The following is a 17,322-nucleotide window of genomic DNA, read 5'->3' on the forward strand; positions in this document are numbered from 1 at the left end:
AACCAAAATGAATAAATCAAGTAAACGTAGAGAAGCGCTTTTATATCATGCTAAACCTACTCCGGGGAAAATTCAAGTTGTTCCAACAAAGAAATATGCGACACAAAGAGACTTGTCTTTGGCCTATTCGCCAGGTGTTGCCGAACCGTGTTTGGAAATTGCAAAAGACGTAAACAATGTTTATAAATATACTTCTAAAGGAAATTTAGTTGCAGTAATTACTAATGGAACGGCCGTTTTAGGTCTGGGTGACATTGGTCCAGAAGCTTCTAAACCAGTGATGGAAGGAAAGGCATTATTGTTTAAAATATTTGCCGATATTGATGTTTTTGATATTGAAGTTGATACAAAAGACATTGATGCTTTTATTGAAACAGTAAAAAATATTGCTCCTACTTTTGGCGGAATAAATCTAGAAGATATTAAAGCTCCAGAGTCGTTTGAAATTGAAAGACGTCTTGTGGAAGAGCTGAATATTCCGGTGATGCACGATGATCAACATGGAACTGCAATTATTTCGTCGGCAGCTTTATTAAATGCTTTAGAATTAGCCGATAAAAAAATTGAAGATGTTAAATTGGTAGTTTCTGGTGCTGGTTCTGCAGCTTTGGCTTGTGCTAATTTGTATGTTTTACTTGGCATAAAGCCAGAAAATATTGTAATGTTTGATAAAGAAGGTGTTTTGTCTGAAGATAGAACGGATTTATCTGAACTTCAAAAAAGATATTCTAAAGGTAAAAAAGGAATCACTTTACAAGAATCATTGGTAAATGCCGATGTTTTTCTTGGACTTTCGGCAGGAAATATTCTTACTTCAGAAATGTTGCTCGGAATGGCAAAAGATCCTATTGTTTTTGCTATGGCAAATCCTACTCCAGAGATAGATTACAACGTTGCAATTGCTACTAGAGAAGATATTATCATGGCAACTGGTCGATCAGACCATCCTAATCAAGTGAATAATGTTCTTGGTTTTCCTTATATTTTTCGCGGCGCATTAGACGTTCGAGCTACAAAAATTAATGAAGCTATGAAAATGGCAGCTGTTCGTGCATTGGCTGCTTTGGCTAAAGAAATGGTTCCAGAGCAAGTGAATATTGCTTATGGTGAAACCAAATTGAATTTTGGTAGAGATTATATAATTCCAAAACCATTCGATCCAAGATTGATTACAATGGTTGCGCCAGCGGTTGCAAAAGCAGCAATGGAAAGTGGTGTAGCTTTAAATCCGATTAGCGATTGGCAAAAATATGAAGAAGAATTGTTAGAACGAATGGGTTCTGATAATAAAATGGTACGTTTGCTGACCAATAGAGCCAAAACTGATCCTAAGCGAATTGTTTTTGCAGAAGCAGATCAGTTAGATGTGTTAAAAGCAGCGCAAATTGTTTATGAAGAAGGAATTGGTCATCCGATATTATTAGGTCGAAAAGAAGATATTTTAGAGTTGAAAGAGGAAATTGGTTTTGATGCCGATGTGCCTATTTTAGATCCAAAAACTAAAGAAGAAGACAGCCGAAGATTACGCTATGCAGATATTTATTGGAAAGACAGGCAACGACGAGGTATTTCATTATTAGACGCGCAAAAGTGGATGCGTGAACGCAATTATTTTGCGGCAATGATGGTCAATGAAGGCGATGCAGACGCTATGGTTTCTGGTTATTCTAGAAGTTATCCAGCAGTTATTAAGCCATTAATACAGCTTATTGGTAAAGCACCAGGAATTTCGTTGATTGCATCGACGAATATGATGATGACCAATCGCGGACCAATGTTCTTATCTGACACGGCAATTAATCCAGAACCTACAGCAGATGATTTGGCTAAAATTGCTTTAATGACCGAAAAAACTGTTAGAATGTTTGGTGTTGAACCAGTAATTGCAATGGTTTCATTCTCTAATTTTGGTTCGTCCAATCATGAAAGTGCCAATAAAGTTCGAGAAGCAGTCGCTTATTTACACAAATATTATCCTGATTTAATTGTTGATGGTGAAATTCAAGCCGATTTTGCTTTAAATCCAGAGATGCTTTTAAAGAAATTTCCATTTTCAAAATTAGCAGGAAAGAAAGTTAATACATTGATATTTCCTAATTTAGAATCGGCAAATATTACTTATAAATTATTAAAAGAATTATATAAAGTAGATTCAATTGGTCCAATTGTAATGGGAATGGATAAACCGGTTCATATTTTCCAACTTGGAGCAAGCGTCGAGGAAATGGTAAATATGGCTGCAGTAGCAGTTGTTGATGCTCAAGAAAAAAACAAGCGACTAAAGAATTTCGACGTAAAAAACTAGCAATAAAACGGCTTAAGTTATTGTAATTAAAGTTTTTTGTTATATTTGGTTTACATTATTAAATACTATGATAGCACACATTCAAGGAAAATTAGTTGAGAAAACACCAACAGAGGTCGTAATAGACTGTAACGGTGTTGGTTATCATATTAATATTTCGTTGCATACCTACACTTTATTGCCCAATACCGATTTTGTAAAACTGTTTACTCACTTGATAATCAAAGAAGATTCACACTCTTTATTTGGTTTTGTTGAAAAATCTGAAAAAGAGATTTTCAAGATGCTTCTAACCGTTTCTGGAATTGGTGCCGGGATTGCAAGAACCATGCTTTCATCACTAGAACCAAAACAAATTATTCAAGCTTTGGCAAGTGGCGATGTGGGAACAATCCAATCTATAAAAGGAATTGGAGGTAAAACTGCCCAACGAGCAATATTAGATTTAAAGGATAAAGTGTTAAAAATATACGATTTAGATGAAGTTTCTATTTCTCAAAACAATACAAATCGAGATGAAGCGTTATCTGCTTTGGAAGTTCTAGGTTTTATTAGAAAATCATCCGAAAAAATAGTTGATAAAGTAGTTAGTGAAAATCCAGATGCAACCGTTGAAGTCATAATCAAGCAAGCATTAAAAAATTTATAGTTTTTGAAAACACATTACATACGATACATTCAATTAGCAATAAAGTCAGTATTTACTTTGCTAATGTTTTTTTTAAGTTCTTCATCATTTTCTCAAGTAGTTGAGCCAGACCCAGAGCCAACTCAAACAGGAAGTGATTTAGGGAGAATTAATTTAGGAAATCCTCCAAGTATAGTTGATGCTTATAAGTATGATCCTGTAACTGATAAATATATATTTTCAAGTACAGTATTAGATTTCAACATCAATTACCCAATTATTCTATCTCCAAAAGAATATCAAGAATTGGTTCTTCGTGAATCGATGAGGGATTATTTTAAGAAAAAATCGGATGCTATTGATGGTAAAAAAGAAGGTACAGAAGCCGAAAAAAGAAACTTACTACCAAGATATTATGTAAATTCTGGTTTTTTCGAAACAGTTTTTGGCGGAAATACCATTGATGTAAAACCAACTGGTTATGTCGAAATGGACTTAGGTGTTCGCTACACAAAGCAAGACAATCCATCATTATCACCAAGAAACAGAGCAACAACTACTTTCGATTTTGATCAAAGGATCAGTATGAGTTTGCAAGGAAAAGTTGGAACTCGATTAAATGTAAATGCCAATTATGATACGCAATCGACTTTTGCTTTTCAAAATTTAATCAAATTAGAATACGCTCCAACCGAAGACGATATCATTCAAAAAATTGAAGTCGGTAACGTAAGTATGCCGCTTAATAGCTCTCTAATTCGTGGTGCACAAAGTTTATTTGGTTTTAAAACCCAATTGCAATTTGGGAAAACTACTGTTACTGGTGTTTTCTCTGAACAAAAATCGCAAACCAAAAGCGTTTCGGCTCAAGGTGGCGGAACTATTCAAGATTTCGATTTATTTGCATTAGACTATGATGCCGACAGACACTTTTTCTTATCTCAATATTTTAGAAATGAATACAATTCTTCTTTAAGAAATTATCCGTTTATTAATAGTAGAGTGCAAATTACTCGTATTGAAGTTTGGGTAACCAACAGGCAAAATCGTGTGAGTCAAACCAATAATAACTTAAGAAATATTATTGCACTTCAAGATTTAGGTGAATCGCGATTAACTGGATTGACACCAGAACAAACGGTTGCAATTGATATAAATGCCAATCCACCTTTCTTTGGTTCAACTCCGATCGATACGCCATCAGATAATAGTAATAACCAATATGATCCAGAATTAATTGGAGCTGGAGGTTTATTAAATCCGAATATTAGAGAAATTGTAACTTCAAGCTCTGGTTTTAACAATACTGTGAGTGAAGGTGATGATTATTCTAAACTTGAAAATGCTAGAAAATTAAGCCCAAATGAATTTACATACCATCCACAATTAGGTTATATTTCACTACAACAACGTTTGGCTAATGATGAAGTTCTAGCTGTTGCTTATCAATACACAATTGGTGGAGAAGTATATCAAGTTGGAGAATTTGGTACCGATGGTGCTACTGCAACCGAAGTAAATGGCGCTGGAATTCCAGAAACTCAAACATTGATTTTAAAATTATTGAAAAGTAATTTAACCAATGTTCAAAAACCAATTTGGAATTTGATGATGAAAAACATCTACCAACTTCCAGGTGCTTATCAACTTGAGCAAGAAGATTTTAGATTTAACATCCTTTACACCGATCCATCTCCATTAAATTATATTTCACAGGTAGGAACGACGCCTTTACCTGTTGACGATTTGTCAACTCCTACAATTGATGAAGGTGTAAAAGACACTCCTCTTTTAAAAGTATTCAATGTTGATAGATTAAATTACAACAATGATCCACAGGCAGGTGGCGATGGTTTTTTCGATTTTATGCCAGGTTTAACTGTAGATCAACAAAATGGTCGATTAATATTTACAACTGTTGAACCATTTGGTAAATACCTTTTCGATAAACTACAAGTTGGAGCAACCGGAAACTACTATGGTGATCCAAACTCAACGGCAGATTATAACGAAAATCAAAAGAAATATGTCTTCAAAACGATGTACACGAGTACACAAGCTGGAGCATTACAAGATAGTGATAAAAACAAATTTCAATTACGAGGAAAATTCAAATCTACTGGTGGAGACGGAATTCCGATTGGTGCATTTAACGTGCCAAAAGGTTCGGTTGTCGTAACAGCTGGCGGAAGAGTTCTTGTAGAAGGAATTGACTACAGCGTAAATTATCAAGCTGGTAGAGTTCAAATTTTAGATCCAACTTTAGCAAATACACCAATTGAAGTTTCTGTCGAAAACAACTCTGTTTTTGGACAACAAACAAGACGTTTTTTTGGGGTTAACGTAGAACATAAATTTTCAGATAAATTTGTTGTTGGAGCTACCTTATTGAAAATGACGGAACGTCCGTTTACTCAAAAATCTAACTACGGACAAGAATCGGTGAACAATACTATTTTTGGAGCCAATTTTAACTATTCTACTGAAGTTCCATTTTTAACAAGATTAGTAAATAAATTACCAAACATTGATACTGATGTTCCATCAAATATATCCGTTAGAGGTGAAATTGCTTTCTTAAAACCAGATACACCTAAAGCCGATCAGTTTGAAGGCGAATCTACTATTTATGTTGACGATTTTGAAGGTTCGCAAACAACTATCGATATGCGTTCTCCTTTTTCATGGTATTTATCATCAACACCTGAAAGACCAACTACAGGAACACCAGCACCGATTTATGATGATTTTGGAGCAGGTTCATCAGGTTTAGATTATGGATTTAAAAGAGCGCGATTGGCATGGTACAGTATTGATCCAACTTTTTACACTCAACCTCCAGGTGGCGTAAGTCAAGACGACTTATCTTTAAATGCAACAAGACGAATTTTCAATAGAGAATTGTATCCAGAATTAGATGTTGCTCAAGGTCAATCTACTGTTATTAATACGTTAGATTTAAGTTATTTTCCACAAGAGCGTGGTCCATATAATTTTGATCCTGCAGCTGCTTCAACAAATACATTATCGGAACCAGAAAAAAGTTTTGGTGGTATTACAAGACCAATAAACTCAACCAATTTCGAACAAGGAAACGTAGAATACATTCAGTTTTGGGTTTTAGATCCCTATTTTGGAAATGCAACTGATACAAGTATTGCCGATCCTTCTAATACAGGTAAAATTTATTTCAACCTTGGTGAGATTTCAGAAGATATATTAAAAGACGGAAGAAAACAATACGAAAATGGTTTGCCAGAAGCAGGTTCAACATCACCAACAGTTCCAACAATTTGGGGTAGTGTTCCAGCATCACAATCGTTAATTTATGCATTTGATACTAATGGTGCTAACAGAACAGTTCAAGATATTGGTCTTGATGGTTTAAATGATGATGCCGAAGCAGCAACCTATCCAGCATTTGCTTCACAACCCGATCCAGCTGGAGATAATTACCAATATTTTCTTCAAGGTAGTGGCGGAGTTGTAGATCGTTACAGAAATTATAATGGACTTCAAGGTAACTCACCAATTGATGTTACAGATACAAATAGAGGTTCTACCACAGTTCCTGATGTAGAAGATATCAATAGAGACAATACCATGAATACCATCAATGCTTATTATGAATACAGTATTGAGATGAAAAGTGATATAGTTGTTGGAGAAAATTATGTAACCGATATTCGACCAGTTACAGGAATTGAATTACCAAATTCTGGGACAGCAACAGGTAGATGGATTCAATATAAAATTCCAGTTTCACAACCAGAGAGTACTATTGGTGGGATTTCTGATTTTCGTTCTATTCGATTCATGAGAATTTTCATGACAGGATTTTCAGATCCATTAACGGTTCGTTTTGGATCTTTAGATTTAGTACGTGGTGAATGGCGTCGTTATGTGAGTTCGTTAGAATTTCCAGCAGATGACCCAGCAACAGATGATACAAGTTTTGATGTTCAAGCAGTAAATATTCAAGAAAACGGAGATAGAGTACCAATTCCTTATGTGTCTCCACCAAATGTTGTTCGCGAACAATTATATAACAATAATACACTTATTAATCAAAACGAGCAATCATTATCGCTAAGAGTTACAGGAAATACAGGTTCTGGCGGATTAGAGCCAGGAGATTCTCGTGCTGTTTTTAAAAATGTAAGCGTAGACATGCGCCAGTTTAATAAACTGAAAATGTTTCTTCACGCTGAATCAATTCCTACTGATGAAAATTCAATTAAAGATGATGAATTAGTAGCGTTTATTCGTTTTGGAAATGACTTCACAACCAATTATTATCAAGTTGAAATTCCGTTAAAAAAGAGTGAATTTACATCAACAACAGCCGAAGAAATTTGGCCCGAAGAAAATGAAATAGATTTATCAATGGCGTTGCTAACCAAGTTAAAAATATTAGCAATGAGTATTGATCCTAATTTATTACCATTAGATGGTGTTTATTATCAAGACGAAGATCAATTAGACCCATCTTTGGCAAGTAAACCAAATAAATTGCGTCTTGGTGTAAAGGGTAATCCTAACTTTGGTTTGGTTAGAACGTTAATGATTGGTGTAAAAAATCAAACCGATGTTTTAAATACTCCAGAACATCCTTTAGAAGAAAGAGATTTAGAAGGTGAAGTTTGGTTTAATGAGTTGCGTTTGGCCGAAATGGACAACAAAGGCGGAATGGCAGCAGTTTTAAATCTAGATTCGAATTTTGCCGATTTTGCTACAATTTCTGCAACTGGTAGAATGAGTACTATTGGTTTTGGATCATTAGAACAAGGTCCGAATGAGAGAAGTAGAGAAGATGTACAACAATATAATGTAGTAACCAATTTAAGTTTAGGAAAATTACTTCCAAAAAAATGGGGTATCAATTTACCTTTTAACTATGCTGTTGGTGAAGAAATTATCACGCCAGAATACGATCCTTTTAATCAAGATATTCGTCTAGATCAATTATTAGACAATACTGCCGATGCTTCAGAAAGAAGAAATATTGAAAACAGAGCAATAGATTACACTAAAAGAAAAAGTATCAACTTTATTGGTGTTAAAAAAGAACGTGCTCCTGAACAAAAACAACATTTCTACGATCCTGAAAATTTAACGTTATCCTATTCCTACAACCAAGTGGATAGACATAACTATGAAATTGAAAACTTTATCGATCAACAAGTAAATACTGCAGCCGATTACACATTTGCATTTCAACCAAAACCTATTGAACCATTCAAGAAAACCAAATTCATGAAGAAAAGTAGCTATTGGAAAATGCTGAGTGATTTCAATTTTAATTACTTGCCTTCAAATATTTCTTTTAGTTCAAATATAAATAGACAATACAACGAGCAACAATTTAGATTGGTCGATGTAGAAGGAATTGGACTTGAAAAATTATACAGAAGAAATTTCTTATTCAATTATCAATACGGATTTAATTATAATTTGACCAAATCATTAAAACTTAACTTTACAGCTTCCTCTAATAATATTGTTAGAAATTATCTTGACGAAAATAACAATCCAGATAATTCTTATAATATTTGGACCGATTACTGGAATGTAGGTACGCCAAACTTACACAACCAACAATTAGTAGTTAATTATGATTTGCCAATTAATAAAATTCCACTATTTAGTTTTGTAAACTCTGCATATACTTACACAGGAGATTACAGTTGGCAACGTGCTTCATTAGCATTATCGTCTATTGAAGATGAAGATACTGGTACAATTTATAATTTAGGAAATACCATTCAAAATGCAAGTTCTCATAGATTGAATACCAAATTCAATATGGAGTCGTTCTATAAATATGTTGGATTAACAAAAGGTGCGAAAAAACCTTCTAGACCAGTTGCCGCACCAAAACCAGGAGAGAAAATAGTTGCCAATAAACCTCAAGTTGAAAAAGAAAGAGGTGTATTGTTAGATGGGCTTATCGGAATTTTAACAAGCGTTAAAAATATTCAGATTGATTATTTAGAAAATAGAGGAACAGTACTTCCTGGTTATACGCCAAGTATTGGTTTCTTTGGAACGGCTAAACCAACTTTAGGATTTGCATTTGGTAGTCAAGATGATGTTCGTTATGAAGCAGCTAGAAATGGTTGGTTAACCGATTATCCAGAGTTTAATCAAAGTTATACAGAAGTTACCAATAGAACATTAAACTTTACTGCTAACATCGATTTGTTCCCAGATTTTAAAATCGATTTAAATGCCAACAGAACGTATGCCGATAATTTCTCTGAGCAATTTAATGTTACTGGCGGAAATTATAATTCATTGTCTCCTTATAATTTTGGTAATTTCTCAATATCGACAGTAATGTTGAAATCGGCATTCAAGCAAAGCGATGAAATGAATTCTTCTTCATTCAACGATTTTAGAGGAAACCGAATTATTATTGCCGATAGATTAGCTGCTCAATTCTATGGAACAAGTGGTTTTCTTAGAGATGCCGAAGGTTATCCTGTAGGTTTTGGTAAAAATAGCCAAGCGGTTCTAATACCATCATTATTATCTGCCTATACTGGTATGTTTACTACTGGTGCAAATGAATCTGCTAAAGATATTTCACTTGGAGCATTTAGAAATATCCCAATCCCAAACTGGAATATTAAATACAACGGTTTGATGCGTTATAAATTCTTTAAAGATCGATTTAAACGTTTCTCTTTACAACACAATTATCGTGCATCATATACCATAAATTCATTTAGATCTAATTTCGAATACGACCAAAACCCAACTGGTTTTGATACAGGTGGAAATATAAACAATAAACTAATCATTGGTAATGTCAATTTAGTAGAACAGTTTAATCCGTTGGTGAGAGTTGATTTTGAAATGAAAAATTCTTTCAAATTCTTAGCCGAAATGAAAAAAGATAGAGCGTTGTCAATGAGTTTTGATAATAATTTATTAACAGAAGTTCAAGGTCACGAATATGTGATTGGTTTAGGATATCGTATTAAAGATGTAATTCTATCATCGCAATTGGCAGACAACGTACAAGGCATTATTAAAAGTGATATCGAATTGAAAGTTGATTTTTCTTATAGAAATAATAAAACAATTGTACGCTATTTAGATTATGATAACAACCAACTTGGTGGAGGACAAAACATTTGGTCAGCGCGATTATCAGCAGGTTATTCGTTCAGTCAAAACCTTACAGCCCAGTTCTTCTATGATCATTCGTTCTCTAAAGCCGTAATTTCAACATCGTTTCCACTTACAAACATTAGAACCGGATTCACACTAAGATATAATTTTGGAAATTAATTGAAATTGTGATAAAAATCATTTTTAATATTTAAGAAGAAACTTTACATTTGATGCAAATTAAAACAAACTAATAAAATGAGTATACCAGCTAATTTAAAATACACAAAAGACCACGAATGGGTTTCAATCGATGGCGATATTGCAACTGTAGGAATTACACATTTCGCACAAAGCGAACTTGGAGATATTGTTTACGTAGAAGTGGAAACTCTTGATCAAACATTAGATAAAGACGAAGTTTTTGGAACGGTTGAAGCTGTAAAAACAGTATCAGATTTGTTCTTGCCTTTAGCAGGTGAAATTATCGAATTTAACGAAGATCTAGAAAGAAACCCAGAAACTGTAAATTCTGATCCTTACGGTAAAGGTTGGATGATTAAAATTAAAGTTTCTAATCCAGCAGATTATGATGCATTGCTAGACAACGAAGCTTACGCAACATTAATCGGTGCTTAATAAAAAACGAATATTTATTTTCGCAATTGTTTGGACCGTATTAATTACGTATCTGAGTTTAGCAACCATAAATTCATCACTAGGAAGCACGATTGAAATACCTCATAAAGATAAAGTAGTTCATTTCATCTTTTATTTTATGTTTGTATTTTTATGGACAATTTCATTTAATTCAAGTCCGTACAAAACTAAAATAGGTTTATTGATCTTACTTATTGCAATTGCTTACGGAATTCTAATGGAAGTTTTCCAAGGATTACTTACCATTGATAGAACTCCAGACAGTAATGATGTCATTGCAAATTCATCTGGAGCAATTGTAGGATGGTTTGTTGCTAAAAAATATTTGCAAAATAAAAACCAATATAAAATCTCACATTAGTGGGATTTTTTTATTTTTACCATTAATAATTTTGTCTAATGAATATCAAGCAATATCTCGATTCTACCTATTTAAAAACTCCTGCTCAAGCCGGTTTAACATTTGATGAAAATAAATTTGTAGTCGAAGGTTTTATCAAAGAGGCAATTGAGGAAGGATTTAAACTGATTATGATTCGTCTAGACATGGTTTCGTTAGCCAAAAAAATGATTAAAGATGCCAATTCTAAAGTTTCAATTGGAACAGTAATTGGTTTTCACGAAGGCACAAATTCTCTAGAAGATAAATTGGCAGAAGCCAAGCAAGCAATAATTGATGGTGCCGATGATTTAGATTTTGTAATCAACTACGAAGCTTTCAAACAAGGAAACGTTGATTTAGTTAAAAAAGAAGTGCTCGAAGGAACAAAATTAGCCTTAGATAACCACAAAATTGCCAAATGGATCATTGAAGTTGCAGCACTAAATGATGATCAAATTATTCAAATTTCGGCGCTAATAAAAAACGTGGTCATTGCTAATTTCAAAGAAGAATGTTTTTGCTCAGTATTTGTAAAATCATCCACCGGATTTTATAAAACCGAAAATAATTTGCCAAATGGCGCGACAATTCATACCATAACAATGATGTTAGAAAACAGTTCGCCACTTCCAGTAAAAGCTGCCGGCGGCGTTAGAACTTATGAAGAAGCAGTTGCAATGATTCAACTTGGTGTAAAAAGAATAGGAACATCTTCGGCAAAAGCTATTGCTAATGGTGCTCAATCAAATAGTGATTACTAATTTTTATTTTATAAAAATGTTTAAAAGAATAGCAGTTTTAGTTTTAGTTTTTTGGTCGATTTTTACTTCGGCTCAGAATAATTTTAGCGAACAATTTCCAGTTTTTCCCAATTGCGAAGGAAAACAATTAAAAGAATTAGAAACTTGTTTTTATAGCGAAGTGCAAACTTTTGTTTTTCAAAATTATCAAGTTCCAGATAAATTTAAAGATCAAAAAACAACAGTAATCGTACTTTTTGAAGTAGATGATAAAGGAAATTTCAAAGTACAATATGTGGATGCCATTGATGAAACTTTAACTGCCGAAAGCAAACGAGTTTTCTCAAAATTACCAAAAATAAAAGCTGCAACTTACAACGGAAATCCTACCTATTCTAAATATACTATCAGAATTACTATTCCGCTACAAAATCCTGCCGATGCTGCTATTGAAGAACCAATAGAAAACAATGCTGTTACAAAACCAATAACAGCTACAAGTACATTTGATAAAAATAAAGAACTTACCGAACTTGACAGTATTGCTTATAAAAAATTCCAAAATCCGCAATTTACCTCGCATTTAAGCATTCCGTTGTCACACAGTTATTATGCTCAATTTGATGCTGCTATGAATCAAGTTGGAGCCAATAATCATACAGTTTCGAAACCATTTACTTATGCTGAAGTTTCAAAATATTATGATTTAGCCGATGTTAATTCGAAATTAATGAAAAACAAAACTACTTGGCTAGGAAAAAAATTCTGGAATGAAAACATGGTCGAAATTCAAGGAGAAGACTATTGGTTTACCATGAATCCAATCGTGGATTTGCAATTGGGGAAAAGTGATCCAAGTGAAGCAAGTTATACTTATGTAAACACACGCGGAATTCAAGTTCGTGGCGGATTGGGAAAACAATTAAATTTCACCACAACAATCTTCGAAAGCCAAGGTCGATTTGCAGATTATTTCAACAGATATGCCGAATCACTTGCGCCAGCAGGAGGAAATCCAGCAATTATTCCGGGAATTGGAATTGCCAAAGATTTTAAAACCGACGCTTATGATTTTCCTTTAGCTGAAGCAAATTTAACGTTTGCACCAAGTAAATTCTTCGATTTGCAATTGGGTTATGGAAGAAACTTTCTAGGCGATGGTTACCGTTCGTTATTGATGAGTGACGGTGCAAGTCCGTATCCTTATTTCAAAATAAATACTACTTTTTGGAAAATTAAATACACCAATACGTATATGTGGATGAAAGATGTTCGAGAAGAAGCAACATTAGACCGAACTTACGCTACAAAATATGTTGCTAATCATTATTTAAGTTGGAATGTAACCAAGCGTTTTAACATAGGCTTCTTCGAATCGGTAGTTTGGAGCAATCAAAACAATCGTGGATTTGATATGAGTTTTGTGAATCCAATAATATTTTATCGTGCTGTAGAATTTTCTTCATCGTCAAGAAGCGGAAATGCACTTTTGGGATTGACAGGGAAATACAAATGGAACAACCAAATTAATTTCTACGGACAGTTCTTATTGGATGAATTTTCGTTGGGCGACATGAAGTCGGGTGAAAAAAGTTGGAAAAACAAATTTGGTTATCAATTCGGAGCTAAATATTACAATGCTTTTAAAGTTAAAGATTTATTGCTTCAAGCCGAATACAATCATGTTCGACCATACGTGTATGCGCACAGCGAAGTTTTAACCAATTACGGACATAACAATCAAAGTTTAGGACATCAATGGGGTGGAAATTTTAGTGAATTTATAGGAATTGCTCGTTACAATTACGGCAGATATTTCGCCGATGCTAAAATTACTTTAGGAAAACGAGGATTAGATTTTGCAAATTCTGGAGCAAATTCTAACTACGGAAGCAATATTTACAGAGATTACGACGAAGATCGTTATGCCGATACAGGAGTTGTCGTTGGACAAGGAAATAAAACCAATATTTTCATTGCCGATTTACAAGCAGGATATTTGGTAAATCCAGCGACAAATTTAAAACTATTCGGAAGTCTTATCTATAGAAACTTCGATCCATCAACCGACACCATAACCGATTTTAAAGAAAGCACAACCTGGTTTTCTGTAGGATTACGTTGTGATATTTTTAATTGGTATTTGGATTATTAGAAGGTTTTGTATGAATTTTATAAGCCGAAATTATGATTAAATTTAATTCAAAGTGCTATCGATTTAGCTACTATTTAGTTGTGCTTTTTGTAATTACAAGTTGCAGTAATTCTAAGTACTTAAATCAAGATATAATCAAACGTAATTATCAAATTGATGATTATTTATATAATGATTCTATCAAAGTAGCAATTGATTTTTATGGTCAATTAGATAATATAAATTTACTTAAGACCAAGAAAAGTGAATTAAAAAAGGAATTGAAAGGTTTTGATAATTTGTCTGTAGATAAACTATTTTTCACTTGTAATTCAAAAATCAATGATTACAAAATTTATCTGTTTTATGATAAAATTGAAGAAAATCAAGATTCTATAACACAAGTTAGTATTTTAAAAACCAATCCTGATTTCAGATATTCTATCATTGAGAAGCAGAAAGGAAATACTAAAATTACAACATTAGTTAAAAGTAAAACTACTAAAAAAGAATACACTTTAGAAGTCGCAAAAGATGTTGTAAGTAAAATTAATATTGGTTCATTTGATAAAAATAAATTATCCTATTTTAAGATTTTTCAAACCTTCGTGAAAGGAAATCATAATTATTTACAAGCTCGTGAAAAATTAAAAACAGCACCATTAGATGATAAAAAACATCAACAGTTTAATGATGTAAAATTTCAGTTTATAGCTACATCTAATTCTTTTTTATCCAATAATCCGGAATATAATTCCTTTCTTTTGGATTACGAAAAAAAGAGAAAAACCTATTTTAATAAAACGGTTAATGATATCTATTCAAATGATGATGTTTTTAAAAACAATAAGGTCTTTGATGAAATTGGATTGATTGCAAAAAATAATAGTGTTATTATTTTAAATGAAGATCATTATTATCCAAAACACCGATATTTTGCAATGCAATTACTTGATGTTTTAAAGCAAAATGGCTACAGTTATTTGTCTCTTGAAGCTTTTTTTTCCGATAAAGAAAATAATTTGTTCCCAAATTACAATAACGGATTTTACACTTCAGAACCTTATTTTGGACACTTTTTAAGAAGAGCAAGAGAGCTTGGATTTACTATTTTAGGACATGAAAACCAAGATGACAGTATTGATAGAGAAATAGGACAAGCAAAAAATGTTTATAGAATTTTACAGGACGATCCAAACGCAAAAATCTTTGTATATGTAGGTCATGCTCATTTAGAAAAATCAACAAAAGACAAGAAATGGATGGCGGAATATTTCAAAGAGTTTGCCAAAATAAATCCGATTACTATTAATCAAGCTAAGATTTTTGCGGATACAAATGACGAAATTGTTTTAATACCGAGAAAGCATCTTGAAAAGGATTCACTTTTAAACTCAAGTGCGGATTATTTTTTAATCAATAACATCAAAGTTGATTTAAAAAAAGTATATACAAACAGTAAATTTAAAAGTGTAACTTTAAAAAATAGAGAAATTAAAAATCATAAAAATGAGGAACTTTTAATAGAGGTTTTTGATTTTTATGAATATGAAAAATTAAAATCTTTAACATTACCAATTATTAATTTATTAGCTACGTCAAAATCTACTACAATTAAAGTTGATTTGCCCTTAGGTAAATATTACATAAAAATTAAAACTGTAGAAAATAAAAAGATTTTTGAAGAAGTAATTTTGGTCGAATAATCAAATATATTTTCCAATGTATTTCAATTATTAAAAACTTCCTGTCTTTTATACAATTTTATCAATTGTTTTTTGTCAAATCCTTTTTGATGAACTACTTTTGCACAAGATTTAAAAAACAATACCAATCAAATTGAATTCAACTACAAATACACTTTCACTAAAATCTATTTTTACCGATTTTAAAGAAATTACTAAAGCTGGTTTGGCTGTTAGTGTTTTGTTTTCATCTATTGCTGGATATTTATTGGGTTTTAGTAATTCTTTTCCTTTTAGTTGGACAACATTATTAATGCTTACCATTGGCGGATATTGCATGGTTGGTGCATCAAATGCATTCAATCAAGTAATTGAAAAAGACCTTGATGCCTTGATGGATCGAACAAAAAATCGTCCAGTTCCATCAGGAAGAATGTCGGTAAATACAGCCTTGTTAATTGCAAGTTTATTAACTGTCATCGGGTTAGTTTTATTATACTTAATCAATCCAAAAACAGCAATGTTTGGTGCGATTTCAATATTTCTATACACCAGTTTATACACGCCATTAAAAACAAAAACGCCACTTTCGGTATTTGTTGGAGCTTTTCCTGGTGCAATTCCGTTCATGTTAGGATGGGTTGCTGCAACAGGAGAATTCGGAATTGAAGCTGGAACGTTATTCTTAATTCAATTCTTTTGGCAATTTCCACACTTTTGGGCAATCGGTTGGTTTTTATACGAAGACTACGAAAAAGCAGGTTTTTTCATGCTTCCTACAGGAAAGAAAGACGATAAAACAGCATTGCAAACAATATTGTACACGGTTTGGTTAATTGTTGCGTCTTTATTACCTTGTTTAGGTTTTACAGGTCAATTATTTATTTCGAAAATCGCAGCAGTTTTAGTACTTTTGCTTGGCTTATGGATGTTGTATTATGCTTTACGTTTACGAAAAGAAAAAACTTCAAAAGCAGCAAAATCATTAATGTTGGCTAGCGTTTTTTATATCACAATGTTACAACTAATTTATATAATAGATAAATTCTTGAGATAATTATGGCAATGTCAATCGAAGAACATAAAGCGCGAACAGGACGTTCCTACAAATTACTGCTGATTTTTGCAATGATTAGTATGACTATGATGTTTGCCGGAATAACAAGTGCTTTCGTGGTGAGTAAATCAAGAGGTGATTGGATGAAAGATTTTGTAATGCCGACTCCTTTTTTTATCAGTACAGCACTAATTTTATTGTGTAGTCTTGCATTTATACTAGCAAAAAAGGCAATAAAAAAAGACGATAGAAATCTAACAACAATCCTGCTTTTAACGACATTAGCGTTAGGAATTGGGTTTGTTTATTTTCAGTTTGAAGGATTCAATCAATTGTATTTAAGCGGATTGGTTCCGGCTGGTGGAGCAGGTTCTATTACTATTTCATTTTTGTATGTTGTAGTTTTAGCACATCTTGCGCATCTTGCTGGCGGAATTATTTCTTTATTAATTATAATTTATAATCATTTTAAACAAAAGTACAATTCGAGTCAATTCCTTGGTATTGAGCTTGGTGCAATGTATTGGCACTTTCTTGATTTCTTGTGGATTTATTTGTTTTTGTTTTTATATTTCTTTAAATAAGAAAAAAACGTAAATTTGAAAACTTTTT

General features: G+C 32.7%; 10 protein-coding genes. All 10 read left to right on the forward strand.

All coding sequences use genetic code 11. From position 1 onward, the window contains the following. Window positions 1-7: 7 nt before the first annotated feature. The 10 genes from LG45_RS05790 (at window position 8) to LG45_RS05835 (ending at window position 17,294) form a co-directional block, all read left to right on the forward strand. Window positions 8-2,305: an NADP-dependent malic enzyme gene (locus LG45_RS05790; RefSeq protein WP_035125431.1), complete on the forward strand. Its 2,298-nt coding sequence runs from the start codon at window positions 8-10 to the stop codon at window positions 2,303-2,305. A 67-nt stretch (window positions 2,306-2,372) separates the two neighbouring features. Continuing rightward, window positions 2,373-2,954 carry a Holliday junction branch migration protein RuvA gene (gene ruvA / locus LG45_RS05795; protein WP_035125279.1) on the forward strand — a complete coding sequence of 194 codons (582 nt, stop codon included), beginning with the start codon at window positions 2,373-2,375 and terminating at the stop codon, window positions 2,952-2,954. A gap of 63 nt (window positions 2,955-3,017) precedes the next feature. Beyond that, the gene (sov, locus tag LG45_RS05800) at window positions 3,018-10,232 is read left to right on the forward strand and encodes a T9SS outer membrane translocon Sov/SprA (protein WP_035125280.1); all 7,215 of its coding nucleotides are present in this window, start codon (window positions 3,018-3,020) and stop codon (window positions 10,230-10,232) included. 78 nt (window positions 10,233-10,310) lie between these two features. Next, window positions 10,311-10,691, forward strand: coding sequence for a glycine cleavage system protein GcvH (gcvH, locus tag LG45_RS05805; RefSeq protein ID WP_035125281.1), 381 nt, complete (start codon window positions 10,311-10,313; stop codon window positions 10,689-10,691). Then, complete coding sequence (locus LG45_RS16250; RefSeq protein WP_081932044.1) at window positions 10,684-11,073, forward strand: VanZ family protein; 390 nt, start codon at window positions 10,684-10,686, stop codon at window positions 11,071-11,073. Before gcvH ends, LG45_RS16250 begins: the two co-directional genes overlap by 8 nt. A gap of 38 nt (window positions 11,074-11,111) precedes the next feature. Then, complete coding sequence (gene deoC, locus LG45_RS05815; RefSeq protein ID WP_035125283.1) at window positions 11,112-11,855, forward strand: deoxyribose-phosphate aldolase; 744 nt, start codon at window positions 11,112-11,114, stop codon at window positions 11,853-11,855. A gap of 16 nt (window positions 11,856-11,871) precedes the next feature. Further along, window positions 11,872-13,989: a gliding motility protein RemB gene (locus LG45_RS05820; protein ID WP_035125284.1), complete on the forward strand. Its 2,118-nt coding sequence runs from the start codon at window positions 11,872-11,874 to the stop codon at window positions 13,987-13,989. 32 nt (window positions 13,990-14,021) lie between these two features. Next, the gene (locus LG45_RS05825; protein WP_035125285.1) at window positions 14,022-15,674 is read left to right on the forward strand and encodes a hypothetical protein; all 1,653 of its coding nucleotides are present in this window, start codon (window positions 14,022-14,024) and stop codon (window positions 15,672-15,674) included. A gap of 133 nt (window positions 15,675-15,807) precedes the next feature. Further along, complete coding sequence (gene cyoE, locus LG45_RS05830) at window positions 15,808-16,710, forward strand: heme o synthase (RefSeq protein WP_035125286.1); 903 nt, start codon at window positions 15,808-15,810, stop codon at window positions 16,708-16,710. Next, a complete protein-coding gene (locus LG45_RS05835; protein WP_035125287.1) occupies window positions 16,707-17,294 on the forward strand; it encodes a cytochrome c oxidase subunit 3 in 588 nt (195 codons plus the stop codon). Before cyoE ends, LG45_RS05835 begins: the two co-directional genes overlap by 4 nt. The last annotated feature ends 28 nt before the right edge of the window (window positions 17,295-17,322 follow it).

The organism is Flavobacterium aquatile LMG 4008 = ATCC 11947 (assembly GCF_000757385.1).
Taxonomy (GTDB): Bacteria; Bacteroidota; Bacteroidia; order Flavobacteriales; family Flavobacteriaceae; genus Flavobacterium; species Flavobacterium aquatile.